15 protein-coding genes are annotated in these 15,914 nt (G+C 49.1%); 10 read left to right on the plus strand and 5 right to left on the minus strand.

Features of this window, described 5'->3' with window-relative positions:
- Positions 1 to 15: 15 nt before the first annotated feature.
- From udk to JHU38_RS03870, 3 genes are read right to left on the minus strand one after another with little or no spacing between them, the layout of a single operon-like run.
- Positions 16 to 651 carry a uridine kinase gene (gene udk / locus JHU38_RS03860; RefSeq protein ID WP_107582208.1) on the minus strand — a complete coding sequence of 212 codons (636 nt, stop codon included), beginning with the start codon at positions 649 to 651 and terminating at the stop codon, positions 16 to 18.
- The gene (locus JHU38_RS03865) at positions 648 to 1,220 is read right to left on the minus strand and encodes a uracil-DNA glycosylase family protein (RefSeq protein WP_107582207.1); all 573 of its coding nucleotides are present in this window, start codon (positions 1,218 to 1,220) and stop codon (positions 648 to 650) included. The genes udk and JHU38_RS03865 overlap by 4 nt, the downstream gene beginning before the upstream one ends.
- Positions 1,217 to 2,263 carry an endonuclease/exonuclease/phosphatase family protein gene (locus JHU38_RS03870; protein ID WP_107582206.1) on the minus strand — a complete coding sequence of 349 codons (1,047 nt, stop codon included), beginning with the start codon at positions 2,261 to 2,263 and terminating at the stop codon, positions 1,217 to 1,219. The genes JHU38_RS03865 and JHU38_RS03870 overlap by 4 nt, the downstream gene beginning before the upstream one ends.
- A gap of 216 nt (positions 2,264 to 2,479) precedes the next feature.
- On the opposite strand from JHU38_RS03870, the gene JHU38_RS03875 reads away from it, so the two are divergent.
- The 5 genes from JHU38_RS03875 to JHU38_RS03895 all read left to right on the plus strand — a co-directional run bounded on the left by JHU38_RS03875 (position 2,480) and on the right by JHU38_RS03895 (position 8,774).
- Positions 2,480 to 5,017, plus strand: a complete 2,538-nt coding sequence (locus tag JHU38_RS03875) for a TonB-dependent receptor (protein WP_107582205.1) — start codon at positions 2,480 to 2,482, stop codon at positions 5,015 to 5,017.
- Between the two features lie 21 nt (positions 5,018 to 5,038).
- On the plus strand, positions 5,039 to 5,878 hold the full coding sequence (locus JHU38_RS03880; protein ID WP_107582204.1) for a DUF5689 domain-containing protein: 840 nt from the start codon (positions 5,039 to 5,041) through the stop codon (positions 5,876 to 5,878).
- Between the two features lie 43 nt (positions 5,879 to 5,921).
- The gene (locus JHU38_RS03885) at positions 5,922 to 7,280 is read left to right on the plus strand and encodes a hypothetical protein (RefSeq protein WP_107582203.1); all 1,359 of its coding nucleotides are present in this window, start codon (positions 5,922 to 5,924) and stop codon (positions 7,278 to 7,280) included.
- Positions 7,281 to 7,446: 166 nt separating this feature from the next.
- Entirely contained in the window at positions 7,447 to 7,698 is a 252-nt protein-coding gene (locus JHU38_RS03890) for a type B 50S ribosomal protein L31 (protein WP_107582202.1), read from the plus strand.
- 164 nt (positions 7,699 to 7,862) lie between these two features.
- Entirely contained in the window at positions 7,863 to 8,774 is a 912-nt protein-coding gene (locus tag JHU38_RS03895; protein WP_107582201.1) for a DNA/RNA non-specific endonuclease, read from the plus strand.
- A 485-nt stretch (positions 8,775 to 9,259) separates the two neighbouring features.
- Here JHU38_RS03895 and JHU38_RS03900 read toward each other — a convergent pair whose 3' ends face one another.
- On the minus strand, positions 9,260 to 9,811 hold the full coding sequence (locus JHU38_RS03900; protein ID WP_146157018.1) for a hypothetical protein: 552 nt from the start codon (positions 9,809 to 9,811) through the stop codon (positions 9,260 to 9,262).
- A gap of 257 nt (positions 9,812 to 10,068) precedes the next feature.
- On the opposite strand from JHU38_RS03900, the gene JHU38_RS03905 reads away from it, so the two are divergent.
- Genes JHU38_RS03905 through JHU38_RS03915 form a run of 3 tightly spaced genes read left to right on the plus strand, consistent with a single transcriptional unit; the run spans position 10,069 to position 12,773 of the window.
- Positions 10,069 to 10,623, plus strand: coding sequence for a glutathione peroxidase (locus JHU38_RS03905; protein ID WP_107582199.1), 555 nt, complete (start codon positions 10,069 to 10,071; stop codon positions 10,621 to 10,623).
- Between the two features lie 17 nt (positions 10,624 to 10,640).
- Complete coding sequence (gene trxB / locus JHU38_RS03910) at positions 10,641 to 11,570, plus strand: thioredoxin-disulfide reductase (RefSeq protein ID WP_107582198.1); 930 nt, start codon at positions 10,641 to 10,643, stop codon at positions 11,568 to 11,570.
- A gap of 12 nt (positions 11,571 to 11,582) precedes the next feature.
- Positions 11,583 to 12,773 (plus strand): anaerobic nitric oxide reductase flavorubredoxin, encoded by a 1,191-nt coding sequence (locus tag JHU38_RS03915; protein ID WP_107582197.1) that lies wholly within the window; start codon positions 11,583 to 11,585, stop codon positions 12,771 to 12,773.
- Between the two features lie 87 nt (positions 12,774 to 12,860).
- On the opposite strand, the gene JHU38_RS03920 is transcribed toward JHU38_RS03915, so the two are convergent.
- On the minus strand, positions 12,861 to 14,312 hold the full coding sequence (locus tag JHU38_RS03920) for a sodium:solute symporter (RefSeq protein ID WP_107582196.1): 1,452 nt from the start codon (positions 14,310 to 14,312) through the stop codon (positions 12,861 to 12,863).
- Between the two features lie 143 nt (positions 14,313 to 14,455).
- On the opposite strand from JHU38_RS03920, the gene JHU38_RS03925 reads away from it, so the two are divergent.
- Positions 14,456 to 15,268, plus strand: a complete 813-nt coding sequence (locus JHU38_RS03925) for a DUF3822 family protein (protein WP_107582195.1) — start codon at positions 14,456 to 14,458, stop codon at positions 15,266 to 15,268.
- A 35-nt stretch (positions 15,269 to 15,303) separates the two neighbouring features.
- Complete coding sequence (rsmD, locus tag JHU38_RS03930) at positions 15,304 to 15,834, plus strand: 16S rRNA (guanine(966)-N(2))-methyltransferase RsmD (RefSeq protein ID WP_107582194.1); 531 nt, start codon at positions 15,304 to 15,306, stop codon at positions 15,832 to 15,834.
- The last annotated feature ends 80 nt before the right edge of the window (positions 15,835 to 15,914 follow it).

Genomic DNA, 15,914 nt, shown 5'->3' on the forward strand with positions numbered 1-15,914 from the left:
CCATTTTACATGGGCTTACTCCATAGGAACGAGGCCCTCGATATACTTGCAGAGAATGCCGATACCCTTGATATTCTCGCCACCTTGTGGAATAATGAGGTCGGCATAACGCTTCGTCGGCTCAATAAATTGCTCATGCATGGGTTTCAATACTTCCAAATAACGGTCTACAACCATGGAAACCGTTCGTCCACGGTCTATCGTATCGCGCTGAATGTTGCGTATCAATCGCTCATCAGAGTCGCAGTCGACGAATATTTTCAAGTCCATCAGGTCGCGTAGCTTCTTGTTGAGTAGCGTCATAATGCCCTCGATGATAATAACAGGCTTCGGTTCTACGCGGATGGTTTCGGGCAACCGGTTGCACTTGAGATAGCTGTAGGTAGGCTGATCGATAGCATGGCCCTCGCGTAATTCGTGGACTTGCTTATGTAACAGTTTCCAGTCGAAAGCGTCGGGATGGTCGAAATTAATCTGATGTCGTTCTTCGTCGGTCATGCCCGTCGTATCATTATAATAAGAATCAAGTGGAACTACGGCTACGAAATGAGGCGGCAAGGCCTCTACGATTTTTCTTACAACGGTCGTTTTACCACTGCCGGTGCCACCGGCAATACCGATGATTGTGATTTTATCTTCAGAGATATTCATACTAAGATATCATTAAACATTATACGGTAGAATTCTGATTTCTTTTCTACGGCCATGGGATAAGCCCGTGAGCTACTGGGCATGCGATAGAGCCGGAGCTCACGCCCTTCGAAAGTAAAGGTAGTGTACTGTCCCATCTTGGGTATGGTCTTGATTCCAAAGTGCGACGTGAAGACCTGCGTAGCCAGCTGACCGGCCAACAACACTCCCCTGCAATCGGGCAAGGCCCGCAGCATGCCGTCAAGATCACTCTGTTCGACGATTTCCAGATCCTTATCGGAGGCCGTGTTCTTGGTGCGACGAACACGTAATGCCGTATCGAAGAGGGCCACTCGCTTCTCTTTTAGAAAAGCTTTGAGTGCATCCAGTCTGAAAGTTTTATTGGATTGATCTACAAAATGAAACTTATCGTCGAAAAATACATGCCCAAAGATGCGCCACATGTCATTTTGGAAGTTTGGATAATACCACTCCATGCACCAACGCTTGGATGCCGGCGGAAAGGTGCCAAGCATGAGCAATCGGGCGTCGGTAGGCAACCAAGGCTCAAAGGGATGCGTTTCAATCATTGCTGTTGCTTGACCAAATAAACAACAACGGGCAGGTGATCGCTATAACCGTTGAGCCATACACCTGCGGCATGGGTACGTTTAGGCGTTCCCTTGTACTGGCCTTCGGTTTGGAACAAATAATCGAAGCGTACAACCTGATTCTTCCAGAATTTCAATGTAGTAAAATCTTTCTGCCCATTTTGATTCAAGAGATTCGGTGTAAGCAATATCTGATCGAAAAGATTCCATGCTCCTTGATAAGCTAAAGTACCCGTACCATTGGCCAGAACATTCCACCAAGGATTGTACATATCGCCTTCGGCCACTTCGTCAATATTGCGACGGCCACGCAGTTCTTTGGCCATGCTGGCGTCAGCAGGATCATCATTCATGTCACCCATGACAAGAATCTTGGCTTTAGGATCTTCGGCGATCAGCGAATCCTTTAAGGCCTTGATCTGTCGGGCACCTAACTCACGATAATAAGGCCCTGCGAAGCGGCTGGGAAGGTGGTTGACGATGGCCACGACATGCTCTCCGGCCAAGTCGCCGCTCACGGTAAGGAAACCGCGCGTGGCACGGTTGCTGTCCTTGGCCAGTTCGTAGACATAGGGAACGAGCTTTACGTCGCGCACAGAGAACAACGAAGGGTTGTAGAGCAACGCGCAGTCAACACCACGTTGGTCGGGGCCTTCGACGTGACAGAACCGGAAATTACGGGCTTTCAACGGTTCCTGGTCGCACAAATCCGTGAGACACTTCGCGTTTTCCACCTCGCTCACACCGATGATAGCGCATCCTACGCCTTTCAGAACATCAGTACCCATATCGGAAAGCGCCTGGGCCATGTTGCGAAGCTTGTGACTGTACTTCAAACCGTTCCACTTCATGCTGCCTGCGGGCAGATATTCATAGTCGTTTTTACCCACGTCATGACAGGTGTCAAATAAGTTTTCGAGATTGTAAAAACCAACGCCATAAACAGAAAATTTCTTTTCTTGCGCCTGAACGGTTACTGCCAAAAGAGTTGGCAGCAACAACAAAAGAAGTAACCTTTTCATTATTATTCGATTATTTAACTGCAAATATCGCTATTTTCAACGAAAATATGGCATGGAAAGGTAAAAAACATACGACAATGAGGCTTTTTCAGAAATAATTTCGTTACTTTGCAATGCTTGTATCAAGACATCCATACGACTGACCGGAATACAAGTCGTCATCGGATAAATGAAGTAGAATCATATTTACAACAAGACAAAAAATAACCAAAGATTATGCAGAAACAGCTCAAATTAGTGTTGCTTGCTCTATGCTGCACCGCTCCTTTGTCGGCCCAGAACAACAACACTTCGGGCCAAACGACGAGCGACGCGAACGAAGCGGCTTTTACCTTTACGGAGGCGCAGTTGGGCGAGGACGACAACGTCAACCAGAATGTCACCATTCTGAACTCCAGCTCGAATGTCTATGCCAGCGGAGTGGGTTATCTATTCTCACCGGTACGCTTCCGCTATCGTGCTTTCAATCAGAAGTACAATGAGATTTACATCAACGGCGCGCCCGTGAACGATGTCGAGCGCGGCCAGTTCGCCTTCTCCTCCATCGGCGGTCTGAACCAGATGACACGCAACGTAGACTTCTCGCTGCCTTTCGAGACCAACAATTTCGGCATGACCGCCATGGGCGGAAGCAACAACTACAATTTCCGTAGCGGCGCCATGAGCACGGGACAGCGTATCAGCTTGGGCGGCGCCAACCGCAGCTACACGCTCCGCGGCATGTATACCTACAACAGCGGATTCAACAACAAGGGGTGGGCCTATAGCGCCAACGTCACTTATCGCTGGGCGAAGCGCGGCTATGTGGAAGGAACTTTCTACAATGCGCTGTCTTATTTCGTCGGCGTACAGAAACTGCTGGGCAACCACAGCCTGTCGTTCGCCACTTGGGGCAATCCTACCGAGCGCGCCTCGCAGGGCGCGGCCACCGCGGAAAGCTACTGGATAGCCAACGACTACCAGTACAATCCCTACTGGGGTTACCAGAACGGAAAGGTTCGCAACTCGCGTGTCGTCACCGATTTTGCGCCTTCGGCCCTGATCACCTGGGACTGGACCATCAACAACAAGACCAAGCTCGTAACGACATTGCTCGGCAAATACAGCATGTACAAGAGCACGAAGCTGAACTACAACAATTCCGACAACCCCGCGCCCGACTACTACAAAGTACTGCCCAGCAACTTCTACGACGTCTGGGGCTCTAACGCCCGCTACCAGACAGCGGCGGCTTATGCCGACTGGAAAACAGCCTACGAGTGGCTGTCGGGCAGCAAGGCCAACCGCCAGATTAACTGGGACCGCCTCATCGCGGCCAACCACAACGTCAACGCCGTGAATGCCGACGCCATGTACTACGTTCAGGCCCGCCACAACAACAACCTCTACCTAACCTTGGCTTCGGCGCTGACCAAGCAAGTGGCCAAGCAGAGCACACTGAACTTAGGCTTCACCGTGACCGGCAACAAGGGTATGCACTATCAGACAATGGACGACCTGCTGGGAGCCAATTACTTCCACAACGTGAACAACTACGCTATCGGCACCTATGCCAAAAACTCCGACGCCGTGCAGTACGACCTCAACCATCCCAATGCTTTGGTGAAAGAGGGCGACAAGTTCGGCTACGACTATGACATTAACGTGCTGTGCGGCAACGTCTGGACAAACTATACCGAGACTTTCGGCATTGCCCACTACAGCATCGCCGCCAAAATAGGCTACGACGCCATGAACCGCGACGGCAAGATGCGCAATGGTCTGTTTGCCGACAACTCTTACGGCAAGAGCAAGACGGCACGGTTTGTAACGGGCGGCTTCAAGGTGGCCAGCTCGTTCGACTTCGGCAAGGGGCATGTCGTGTCGCTGGGACTGGGCTATGAACTGAAAGCGCCCAATGCCAACGTAGCTTTCCAGGCCCCGGAAATGAATAATGACTTCGCCCTGGGACTGAAAAACGAGCGTGTTTTCAGCAGTGAGCTCGCCTATCAGCTCAAGACTCCGTGGCTCAACGTGAACCTAAGCAGTTACTACAGCCGCGTGGACAACGCCACAGAGTGGACTTGTTTCTATTTCGACGACATCAATTCGTTCTCTTACAACTCCATCACGGGCCTCGCCAAAGAATATTACGGCGCGGAACTGGGCGCCAAGATGAAGCTGACCTCTTTCCTCGACCTGAAAGTAATCGGAAGTATCAGTGAGGCAAAGAACATCAGCAATGCTAATGTCATCTATCTCAACGCCACCGAAGGCAAACCTTACCAAGACCGGGCCTACATCAAAAATATGCGCGAAAGCGGCACGCCGCTCACCGCTGCCAGCCTCGGACTGAGCTATCATCAAAGCGGATGGTTCGTAGACCTCAACGGCAACTACTACGATCGCATCTATCTGGGCTATTCCCCTTACTACCGCTATGCCAAGTCGATGACCAAAGCGGGCTTGGTAGACAATGAAGGCAACTACATGGTTTCTCCCCAAGACAAGGGTAAGGGTGGTTTCATGCTCGACGGAAGCATCGGCCGCAATATCCGGCTCAAGAAAGGAAGTCTCTCCATCAACCTGATGGTGACCAACATCCTCAACAACCAGAAGATCATCACGGGCGGTTACGAACAGAGCCGCAGTGACTACTCGACCAACCAGACCACCGGCGTGGCCAGCCAGCGCTCGTACAGCTTCTCCAAGAACCCGAAGGTATTCCACGCATGGGGCACCAACGGCATGCTTCAGATTGGTTACAGATTCTAACTTAAACATTGATCAGAAAATATGAAGACTATTAAATATATCATGCTGGCCCTGGCCTGTGGCTTCTTCATGCAGAGTTGTATGAACGACGGCTTCGACGAGGTATCGGGCAACGTGAGAGGCAACGCTGCCATCAAGGAGACAAACGTCATGACGATCGCGCAGCTGAAAGAGAAATATGCCGGTACACTGAAAGAGCAATACGGCTATACCCAGATAACCGACGACATACAGCTGAAAGCCTATGTAACGGGTAACGATATCGAGGGTAACCTTTTCAGCCAAATCGCTTTGGAAGACGGCACCGGAGCTATGATAATTGCCATCAGCGAAGGTGGAATTTTCGGCTATCTTCCCGTGGGAACGGAGATTCTCGTCAACCTCAAGGACCTCTACATCGGCAACTATGGATACCAGCCACAGATAGGAACGCTCTATGAAAGCGCCAAGGGAGAGGTGTCGGTAAGCCGCATGGCCCGCATGCGCTGGGACCAACACTTCAACTATACGGGCAAGACCGTAGACGTAGTGCCGACAGAGTTTGACCAGACCAAACTGAAAGACGAAAGCTACCTGGCTGCCAACTGCGGCAAGCTGATGACCCTAAAAGGTGTCACCTTTGCCGACGGAGGACAAAAAGTATATGCCAACAAGGCCGATATCGTGAACAACAACAGCTGCGAACGTGCGCTGAAAGGAATCTCTTCCTATAATCTTGTGGTAAGAACGAGTACCTATGCTGACTTTGCGGCCGACCAACTGCCTACCGGCAAGGTCAACATCACCGGTATCTTCACCCGCTATGGCAATAAATGGCAGGTCATCATACGTCAGGCCAGTGACGTGACTGCTGCTCAATAACACCTATTTATATATATCATTGAAGAAATAAAAGAAATATCATATGAAAAAGATTATCAATTCATTGTTTGTTTTGGCCCTCGCAGCCATTACATTCACCGGTTGTGAGGATGTGCCCGCACCTTACAACATGCCTACCGACAATGGCGGTACAACGCCTCAGACAGAAACAAAAGCCGAGCCGACAGGTAAGGGAACGGAAACAGAGCCTTACAATGTAGCGGCAGCCATCGAACTGATTAAGGCTACTGAAGCTGACAAGAACACGGCACCGATCTATGTTAAGGGTACGATTTCCAAGATCGACAACGTGGAAACCGAGAAATATGGTAATGCTACTTATGAGATTGTAGATAAAGGTATGACACAGAAGCTCAGTATCTACCAGAGCCTTTACTTGGGCAACAAGAAGTTTACAAGTGCCGACCAGATTAAAGTAGGCGATGAGATTATCATCTATGGCCCGTTTGTCAACTTCAAAGGCAAAACGCCGGAGACAGCCGGCAAGGGTGCCACCTACATCTATTCGCTCAACGGCAAGGTTGAAAAGCCTCAGGAAATCCCTGCCGATGATAATTCCATTGATAAGCCTTACTCCGTAGCCAAGTCTATCGAACTGATTACAGCCGGCAAGGCGCCAACCGTAGAGGTTTACGTGAAGGGTATCATCAGCAAGGCTCCCACCTTCTATGCCCCGGCAGGAAGTCTTACCTATTACATTTCTGACGACGGAAAAACAGAGAAGGAACTGCAAATCTTTGGTGGTTTGAGTTTTAATGGCGGGAAGTTCAGTGGTGCCAAAGACCTGCAAGTAGGACAAACGGTTGTTGTGCATGGTATTATCAAAGCCTATAAAAACAAGGCTGGCAAAGTAATCAACCAAATGGACAAGAACAACAAGCTCATCACCGTAAATGGAAAAACTGAACTCATCAAAGGAGAAGATACCCCGGGTGACGACATATCCGGAAAAGAGATTACAGCCGCAAGCCTTGGCTTAGGTAACACAAAAGCTATCGCGACCCAGACTCTTGCCGATGGCACCAAGCTTATTGCAGACAAAGGCTCTAATGAAAAGAATGATCCCAAATACTATACGGCAGGTAGCGGTTCCATCCGCATGTATGCCGGCAACACGCTTACTTTCGACGCAGGCAGCAAGAAAATTGAAAGCATCGTATTGACCTGTGATACATACACGGATCAGAAGACAGGCGCTAAAACAGATTATACTGCCGAGGGAAAAGCTACTGCTTCGGCAGGCACTATTGCGCTGAAAGACCTTGTTTACACGATCAGCGGTATCAATGCCGCCAAGGTAACGATTACCAACGGCAATACGACTACCGGCGCCAAATCACAGCTCCGCATAGTGAAGTTCGTCATCACCTACGCCAAATAAGATACGGCGTCATGTCGTAGGACCAATTTTTATTAAACCTCCATCGATGTAAACAAAACGCCTACCAAGCATAAAATGTTTAAATAATTTGGCAGCGTACGAAGTTTTCACTAACTTTGCACGCTGATATACGGACAACAACATTATAAACATAATATTTAGAAAAATGAAAAAAGGTATTCATCCCGAAAACTATCGCCCCGTCGTATTCAAAGATATGTCCAACGGCGATATGTTCCTTACAAAGTCTACATGCAGAACAAACGATACTGTAGAATTTGAAGGTGAGACTTACCCCGTAGTAAAGATTGAAATCTCAAGCACCTCTCACCCATTCTATACCGGTAAGAGCAAGCTTGTTGATACAGCCGGTCGTGTTGACCGCTTCATGAACCGTTACGGTAAGTTGAAGAAGTAAATATATACCTTTTCTCTTAAGGATATATTATCATAGAGTGAGAGTGCGTTCGAACGTAGTTGCATATGCGTCGACCGCACTCTTTTGTATTTTTCAGCCCCCCCCAAAATAACTAATGGAGAAGCCGGTCGCCGTGTGTGGACTTCTCATTATCAAGATTCACTATGAAGATTCAGCATTTATTATTCACATTATTGGCTGCCGGCATGATGATGACATCATGCGGAGACTGTGACAATACGCCTGAAGACAGTCCCCAAACTGCCAACAGAAACAAGAATACCCCGTCAGCTTCAATGCCAATAGAGATCACACGTCTGGAATTTCCTCACGTGAAAGGCGACAGCAACGACCCCATCATCATGCACAAGGCTGACGGCGAAGTGAATTTCTCGCTCGAATGGGACAACGCCAAGCGGGCACAACGCTGGACTTGCTACCAGATGTATGCCTCAAACAGAGTGATCCGCTGGAAACGAAGCAACTGGAAGAAGATCGACCCATGGTTCGGTGATCCATTTCAGGTAGACCCAATGATTCAGCCCTCCTACCAGTCTACCGAAGAAGACCACTGGAACGACGGCTACGACCGTGGGCACATATGCCCTTCACAGGATCGTGTGAACAGCCGCGATGCCAACATGCAGACTTTCTACTACTCGAATATGCAACCGCAGCTGAATGGTTTCAACTCGGGCGTGTGGGAAGTACTGGAAGAGAAAATACGCGGCTGGATAACTCAAAACTCTCCCCAAAGCGATACTCTTTACGTATGTAAGGGCGGAATCATTGATGGCACGCCGGGAAACGACTTTACTTACAACAATCACAAGCTGATCGTGCCCGGTCATTTCTTCTGTGCGCTGCTTATGAAGAACGCAGGCGGCTACAAGGCCATCGGTTTCTGGTTTGAGCATAAAAACAACAAAGACAAGGATTTGGGTAAATATGCCATCAACGTTCGCGAACTGGAACGGCAGACGAAGCTCGATTTCTTCTGCAATCTGCCCGACGACGTAGAAAGTCATGTGGAGAACTTGGATCAAGACCGTGTGAAAACGGCCTGGGGATTATAGACCGACACCCTCGACAAACAAGTCAAGAGCGGACATACTACGATGATAGTATGCCCGCTCTCGCTTTATTTATATAAATTATTATTGGTGTCCGGTAAAAACTGATTGACAGTTCTGCAAGCCTTTATTTATCGACACTACAGGCATGTATAGCCGGTAGTGGCTTACTTTTTGCCCCCAATAGCAACCCTTACTAAAAACATTCCTTTTGCTTTGGTGTTTTCCACGCGCCGGGAAAGGTTGCCGGCATTTGCCGTGGCGTTTGCCGAACTTCGGCATTTAACATCTGTTTTGCTTTGGCGTTTGCCGAGCTTCGGCATTTAACACCTGTTATACCTTGATGTCTTCCGAGAACCCGGAAAGCCTGTCGTCATTTGCCGGGACGATATTTCCCGCGGCGCAAGCCTGTCTGCATTTGCCGGGATGGCGAAAGGCATGATTTATCGCTATAATTTGTTTATCGGACAGCAATAATAAATTATTCCTTACTGATTGGTCTTCGCAAAAGCTCCCATAGCTACAGCTTTTTTGCCTGCCGAGCTCCTTGTCAGCACGTTGTTGCCTTTGGCATAGCCACGATCATAAAGCTCATAAAAGGGATTCCAGTCGAACGAACCGTCATAGACAAATCGGAATACGATGTCCCGGTTGGTTCCGTCGTCCATGTAACCGCTGAAATAATTGTCGCTCAAACTATAATCGTAGATGTAAACGGGATTCCATTCGCTGTCCTTATAACGCAGGGTGATGGTGCCGTTGTTCACTGTCCACAGGAAAGGACAATACCAGTGGTCCCTATATGGCGAACGTACATCATAATCGATTTCCTCGCCCGTGCCGTCTTGATAGAACGTGATCGTCGTGCGATAATGGTCGCCTACCAGTCCCCAACGATCCTGATAGTAGGCCGAGAGATTTCCGGTCCACGTTCCGTTCAGCGTATAAGCGATTTCATCATCTTCGTCGCAAGAGACAAACAGCGACACTGTCATGACGGCCATAAGGGCCATTGCGAGAATTGTAGTCAACTTTTTCATAATCGTATGTTTTTTTATGTGAATATTCTTCTGTTTAATTTCAACAGCAAAGTTAAGCATAAAAAAAAGCGACTATATGGAGATTTTCCATATTCATCGATAGGGAGTTTCCTATTTAATCGGGGAATAATCCCCTAAAACCTAAATTATTATAATTATCCAACCACGCGACCATCCATCTCATTTTAAATGAGTACCTTTACGCATTAATATATATATCATTTAAGTATCATAACATTCATAAAAGCATAAAAAAGATGAAAACAGTCTATGATTTCTCTGTAAAAGACAGAAAAGGTAAAGACGTATCGTTGAAAGAATACGCTAACGAAGTTCTCCTGATTGTAAATACCGCTACCAAATGCGGTTTCACCCCACAGTATGAGGAATTGGAGAAATTATATAAAGAACTGCATCCCAAGGGTTTTGAGATTCTCGACTTCCCCTGCAACCAGTTCGGCCAACAAGCTCCCGGCACCGACGAGAGCATTCACAACTTCTGCAAGCTGACCTACGGCACCGAATTTCCACGGTTCAAGAAGTTGAAAGTGAACGGTGAAGACGCCGATCCGCTCTACAAATTCCTGAAAGAACAGAAGGGATTTGCCGGTTGGGACGAGTCGCATCCTATCTATCCCATCCTCGACAAGATGCTTTCTGAGGCCGATCCCAACTATAAGGAAAGCGCGGACATCAAGTGGAATTTTACAAAATTCCTCATCAACAAGAAAGGGCAAGTTGTCGCCCGCTTCGAGCCGACAACAAAAATTGAACTCATTGCCAAGCAAATCGAAGAACTTCTTGAAGCTTAATTTATCCCCCGAACATTATGAAAACAAAACTCTTAATCATAGGTAGTGGCCCCGCCGGCTACACCGCAGCCATCTATGCCGGACGTGCCAACCTACAACCCGTACAATACTGCGGCATTCAGATGGGTGGACAACTTACCCAAACCACAGAAGTAGAAAACTTTCCGGGCTACCCCGACGGCGTAGACGGCAATCAGATGATGATGGAACTTCGTCGTCAGGCCGAGCGTTTCGGTGTCGAAATGCACGACGGATCGATCGTTTCGGCTGACTTCAGCCAGCAACCTTACCGTTTCAAGACCGACAGAGACGAGGAAATAGAGGCCGAAAGCGTCATTATCGCTACCGGTGCCACAGCCAAATACTTAGGACTTCCCGACGAACAGAAGTATATGGGACAAGGCGTGAGCGCCTGTGCCACGTGCGACGGCTTCTTCTATCGCAAGAAAGTGGTGGCCGTCGTTGGCGGTGGCGACACTGCCTGCGAAGAGGCCAGCTACCTGGCAAGCCTCTGCGCCAAGGTCTACATGATCGTCCGTAAGCCTTATCTGCGTGCTTCCGACGTTATGAAGAAGCGTGTGGAGAATATCGAAAACATCGAAATACTCTACGAAACCAATACTTTGGGTCTCTTCGGCGACAACGGCGTAGAAGGCGCCCACGTAGTATATCGCAAAGGCGAGGCCGACGAGAAGGTTTACGACCTGCCCATTGACGGTTTCTTCCTGGCTATCGGGCACAAGCCACAGACCGATCTCTTCAAGGGATCTATCGATCTTGACGAGCAAGGATTTATCAAAATATCCGGCCATAGTCAAGCCACCAACCTTCCCGGCGTGTTCGCGGCAGGCGACGTGTGCGACCCGCACTACCAGCAAGCTATTGTCGCGGCCGGCACCGGTGCCAAAGCGGCCCTCGACGCGCAAGAGTATCTGCTCAACAAATAACCTTGACAAATTATGGCGAAACGAATTACAGACAATATCTCGTGGGTGGGTAAGATCGATTGGGAGCTGAAACGCTTCCACGGCGATGAACTTTCCACCCTGCACGGGTCCAGTTATAACTCTTTTCTCGTCAGGGATGAGAAGACTGCCCTTATTGATACCGTGTGGCAACCTTACGACAAGGAGTTTGTCAGTCGCCTGAAACGGGAAATCGATCTCAAGCAGATTGATTACATCATCATGAATCATAATGAGATTGATCATAGCGGTGCTCTTCCCGAACTGCTGCGCGAGATTCCGGGTACCCCCATCTATTGCACCAAGAAGGGCGAGGCTATCCTTCGCGGACACTATCATCAGGACTGGAACTATGTAAACGTGAAGACCGGCGACACGCTTTCACTCGGCAAAGCCACTCTCACCTTCATCGAAGCGCCCATGCTTCATTGGCCCGACACGATGATGACGTATGTCGATACCGAGCAGACACTCTTCTCCAATGATGTTTTCGGCCAGCATTTTGCCAGCGAGTCGCTTTACGACGACTGCGTTGACGATTATGAAGTGTTGTATGAGGCTAAGAAATACTATGCCAACATCATCAACACCTACAGCAACATGGCCATCCGCAAGGTGAAAGAGCTGAAGGAAATGAATCTGCCCATCAAACTGATATGCCCCAGTCATGGTATCATTTGGAAGAAAAATCCGACCGCCATCATCGACCTCTACCTCGAATGGGCCGGCGGCTACAGCGAAAACCAGATATCCATTGTCTACGACACGATGTGGCAGTCGACCCGCCTGATGGCCGAATCCATTGCCGAAGGCATTCTCAAGGCCGACCCAAGCGTCACGGTGAAACTCTTCAACGCGGCTCATGAGGACAAGAACGACATCCTCACGGAAATGTTCCAATCGAAAGCCGTGCTCGTAGGATCGCCCACTATCAACTACGGCTACTCCTATGCGATAGCCGGTATCTTGGAGATGACCCGCGGAATGAAGCTCAAGAACAAGAAAGCCGCGGCCTTTGGTTCCTACGGTTGGAGCGGCGACGCCCCCAAGATGATCAGTCAACATCTGCAGGAAGCCGGCTTTGAGCTGGTCAATGACGGTATCAAGAAACTCTGGGTACCTGACGAAGCCACGCTTCTCGAGTGCATAGAATACGGTAAAGACTTTGCGTTGCAGACGAAATAAGTTTTATAAGAACTAGCAAAAAAGCCAAGAACCAACCATGAGGTCGTGTTCTTGGCTTTTTTCGTTATCATTAATCAATTCTCAAAATCATTGTACGACGGCCGTCGCGGCCCCTTTCTCCCGCAGGAAAAAGCCCGAAATCCACAGGCCGACAAACGTCAGGAACCCGTTCAACATCAGCAGTTCGTAGCCAAACCGATAGCCCGTAGCGGCTGAAACCAATCGGTCGAGCGCGAAGCAGAGCAGCGGCGAGGCCACGGCAACCCACGGCGCCCAGCTGTCCTTGGGTCGGCGTCGCGTAAAGAGACCGAAGGCGAAGAGTCCCAGCAGCGGTCCGTAGGTATAGGAACAGAGAATATAGATGGCGTCGATGACGCTTGTGCTATTGAGAACCTTGAAAACCAGGATAAAGAGCACGAACAGCAAGGCTATCGCAAAGTGCGCCCGCTTGCGCAACCGCTCATCAGCGGGTCGTTCGCACACGTCTACGCAGAAGCTGGTGGTCAGCGCGGCCAAAGCACTGTCGGCACAGGAGAAACTGGCTGCCACGATACCGATGGTAAACAACACGACGACGACTTCGCCCAATCGCCCCGTCGCGGCAAACATTGGCAGCAAGTCGTCGCCCATCTCGGGCAGTGCCACCCCCTGCTTTTGGGCCAACATCATCAGCAGAATACCCAAGACGAGGAACAACAGATTGGCCGGAACAAAGGCAAAACCATAGGTACACATGTCTTTCTGCGCCTCACGCAACGACTTACACGTCAGATTCTTCTGCATCATGTCCTGATCCTGCCCCGTCATGACCACCACGACGAACGCGCCGCTCAGAAACTGCTTCCAGAAATTCTGTCGCGAAATCCAGTCGTCGAACACGAATATCCGGCTGTGGGCGTCGTTCACCACGGCGTCGACGGCCTCACCGAGCGTCAATCCCAATTGGCTGATAACCTGAAAGATAATCAATATCAGGGCCGTAAACATGCAGAACGTCTGAAACGTATCGGTGAAGACCAGCGTCTTGATACCTCCCCGACGCGTATAAAACCAGATGAGCGTCACCATAACCAGCGCCGTCAGGACAAACGGCACGCCCAGCCGGTCGAACACAAACCGCTGCAAGATGATACAGACCACGTAGAAGCGCACGGCCGCGCCCGTCATCTTGGAAAGAAGGAAGAAAGAAGCCCCCGTCTTATAAGCCCTTCGGCCCAGCCTGAGTCGCAGATACGAATAAATCGTGGTAAGATTGAGCCGATAGTAGACGGGCAAGAGGATGAAGGCCACCAGAAAGTAGCCGACAATAAAACCCAAACACATCTGCAGATAGGTCATATCCATCCGCATGGCCATGCCCGGCACACTGACAAACGTAATGCCCGAAATCGACGCGCCCACCATGCCGAAGGCCACCATGTACCAGGGTGACCGACGATTGGCCCTAAAAAACGTATCGTTATCGGCCCGGCGACCCGTCAGCCGACTAAACAACATCAGCAAACCAAAATAACACAAAACGGTAACGATAATGAGCATAGGTATCTATATTTCGGAAAAATATACAAAACAGGAGCAAAAGTACAATATTCGCGGCGTTTTCTGCCGCTTTAGACACTCATTAACAAAGATTCAAGTGAAAATTTGGAGTTATCAAAAAGATAAACTACTTTTGCAACAGCATGCAAAATGAAGCTTACAACATATTAAACAATCGGCTGACAATACGTATCAGTCAGAGTTTCATGTCGTTTGCCGTTATCAATCAGGCATCGACCGTAGGTATCGAATACGAGCCTTATGCCGTAAAAAACGGAATTTCGATAGCGGCCAATTTGCGTGAAGCCTTCAACGAAAGCGCCCTGTTGGGCATGGGATTCATCAAAGTTCAGGTCATGATCGATACCCCGGTGCTGCTGGTGCCCATTGAAGAGTTTGACGAATCGCAGAAAGAACTACTCTACAGCCACGCTTTTACCCGGCTGGGCAACGATATCATCATCCATACGATACTTCCTAATGAGAACGCCGTTGCTCTTTTTCCACTCAATAAAGACTTGAATATGGTCATCAACGACCACTTCAACGACATCAGAATCATCCCTATGATGCAATCGGTATGGAGTTATATGCACCACCGTAGTTTCAGCGGCAATCGCAAAAAGCTCTATGCCTACTTCCACGATCACAAGGTGGAAGTATTCTGTTTCAAGCAAAACCGCTTTAAATTTTACAATCATTACAAGATCGTAACGCCCTACGACGCTTCCTACTTCATTCTTTACGTATGGAAACAGCTTGGCATGGATGCCCAAAACGATGAATTGCACATCTTCGGCAGCATCAATGAAAAGGAAGTGCTTATCGAAGACCTGAAGAAATACCTGCGGGGCGTCTACGTCATCAATCCCGAAGCCGAATTCAACCGTGCACCCATCACTAAAATCAAAGGACTTCCCATTGATATCAGCATTTTGTTTCTGAAGGGAAGATAAGCGAAGGCTCCCTCCTCAATATTATTTACAGGCTTATGAGAATCATCACCGGCAAGTATAAAGGCCGTCATTTCGACATTCCACGCGCCTTTAAGGCACGCCCCACCACCGATTTTGCCAAAGAGAACATCTTCAACGTCATGATGGGCTACCTCGATTTCGAAGGCGCCGAAGCCCTCGATCTCTTTGCGGGAACCGGCAGTATCAGTCTCGAACTCGTGTCGAGAGGTTGCCGTCAGGTCATCAGTGTGGAAGCCGACCGTGACCATGCCAACTTCATACGCCGGTGTTTCGAAAAGCTGAACGACCAGACGGATATTCTGATACGTGGCGACGTGTTCAAATTTATCAAGGCTTGCCACCGGCAGTTCGACTTCATCTTTGCCGATCCGCCCTACGCGCTTGAGCAACTCCCCCAAATTCCGGAACTCATTTTAAGCAAGCAACTGCTCAAAAAAGACGGTGTACTTGTCTTCGAGCATGGCAAACAATACGACTTCAGCCACATTCCCGGATTCGTGGAACATAGAGTGTATGGCAGTGTCAATTTCTCCATTTTTCAATAGTCGTGCTTTCGGTTTCTAAAAGCATAGCTTTTACCTCCTCAAAGCATAGCTTTCAGCGTGTAAAAGGGCTGCTTTTGGCG

It is taken from the genome of Prevotella illustrans (assembly GCF_017426725.1).
In the GTDB taxonomy this organism is placed as follows: Bacteria; Bacteroidota; Bacteroidia; order Bacteroidales; family Bacteroidaceae; genus Prevotella; species Prevotella illustrans.

Excerpts from the sequence above, each read along its gene's own strand:
- JHU38_RS03880 (WP_107582204.1), top strand. The coding sequence starts at position 5,039 with ATGAAGACTATTAAATATATCATGCTGGCCCTGGCCTGTGGCTTCTTC.
- rsmD (WP_107582194.1), top strand. The coding sequence starts at position 15,304 with ATGAGAATCATCACCGGCAAGTATAAAGGCCGTCATTTCGACATTCCA.
- JHU38_RS03915 (WP_107582197.1), top strand. The coding sequence starts at position 11,583 with ATGGCGAAACGAATTACAGACAATATCTCGTGGGTGGGTAAGATCGAT.
- JHU38_RS03895 (WP_107582201.1), top strand. The coding sequence starts at position 7,863 with ATGAAGATTCAGCATTTATTATTCACATTATTGGCTGCCGGCATGATG.
- JHU38_RS03925 (WP_107582195.1), top strand. The coding sequence starts at position 14,456 with ATGCAAAATGAAGCTTACAACATATTAAACAATCGGCTGACAATACGT.
- JHU38_RS03890 (WP_107582202.1), top strand. The coding sequence starts at position 7,447 with ATGAAAAAAGGTATTCATCCCGAAAACTATCGCCCCGTCGTATTCAAA.
- trxB (WP_107582198.1), top strand. The coding sequence starts at position 10,641 with ATGAAAACAAAACTCTTAATCATAGGTAGTGGCCCCGCCGGCTACACC.
- JHU38_RS03900 (WP_146157018.1), bottom strand. The coding sequence starts at position 9,811 with ATGAAAAAGTTGACTACAATTCTCGCAATGGCCCTTATGGCCGTCATG.
- JHU38_RS03865 (WP_107582207.1), bottom strand. The coding sequence starts at position 1,220 with ATGATTGAAACGCATCCCTTTGAGCCTTGGTTGCCTACCGACGCCCGA.
- JHU38_RS03905 (WP_107582199.1), top strand. The coding sequence starts at position 10,069 with ATGAAAACAGTCTATGATTTCTCTGTAAAAGACAGAAAAGGTAAAGAC.
- JHU38_RS03870 (WP_107582206.1), bottom strand. The coding sequence starts at position 2,263 with ATGAAAAGGTTACTTCTTTTGTTGTTGCTGCCAACTCTTTTGGCAGTA.
- JHU38_RS03885 (WP_107582203.1), top strand. The coding sequence starts at position 5,922 with ATGAAAAAGATTATCAATTCATTGTTTGTTTTGGCCCTCGCAGCCATT.
- JHU38_RS03920 (WP_107582196.1), bottom strand. The coding sequence starts at position 14,312 with ATGCTCATTATCGTTACCGTTTTGTGTTATTTTGGTTTGCTGATGTTG.
- JHU38_RS03875 (WP_107582205.1), top strand. The coding sequence starts at position 2,480 with ATGCAGAAACAGCTCAAATTAGTGTTGCTTGCTCTATGCTGCACCGCT.
- udk (WP_107582208.1), bottom strand. The coding sequence starts at position 651 with ATGAATATCTCTGAAGATAAAATCACAATCATCGGTATTGCCGGTGGC.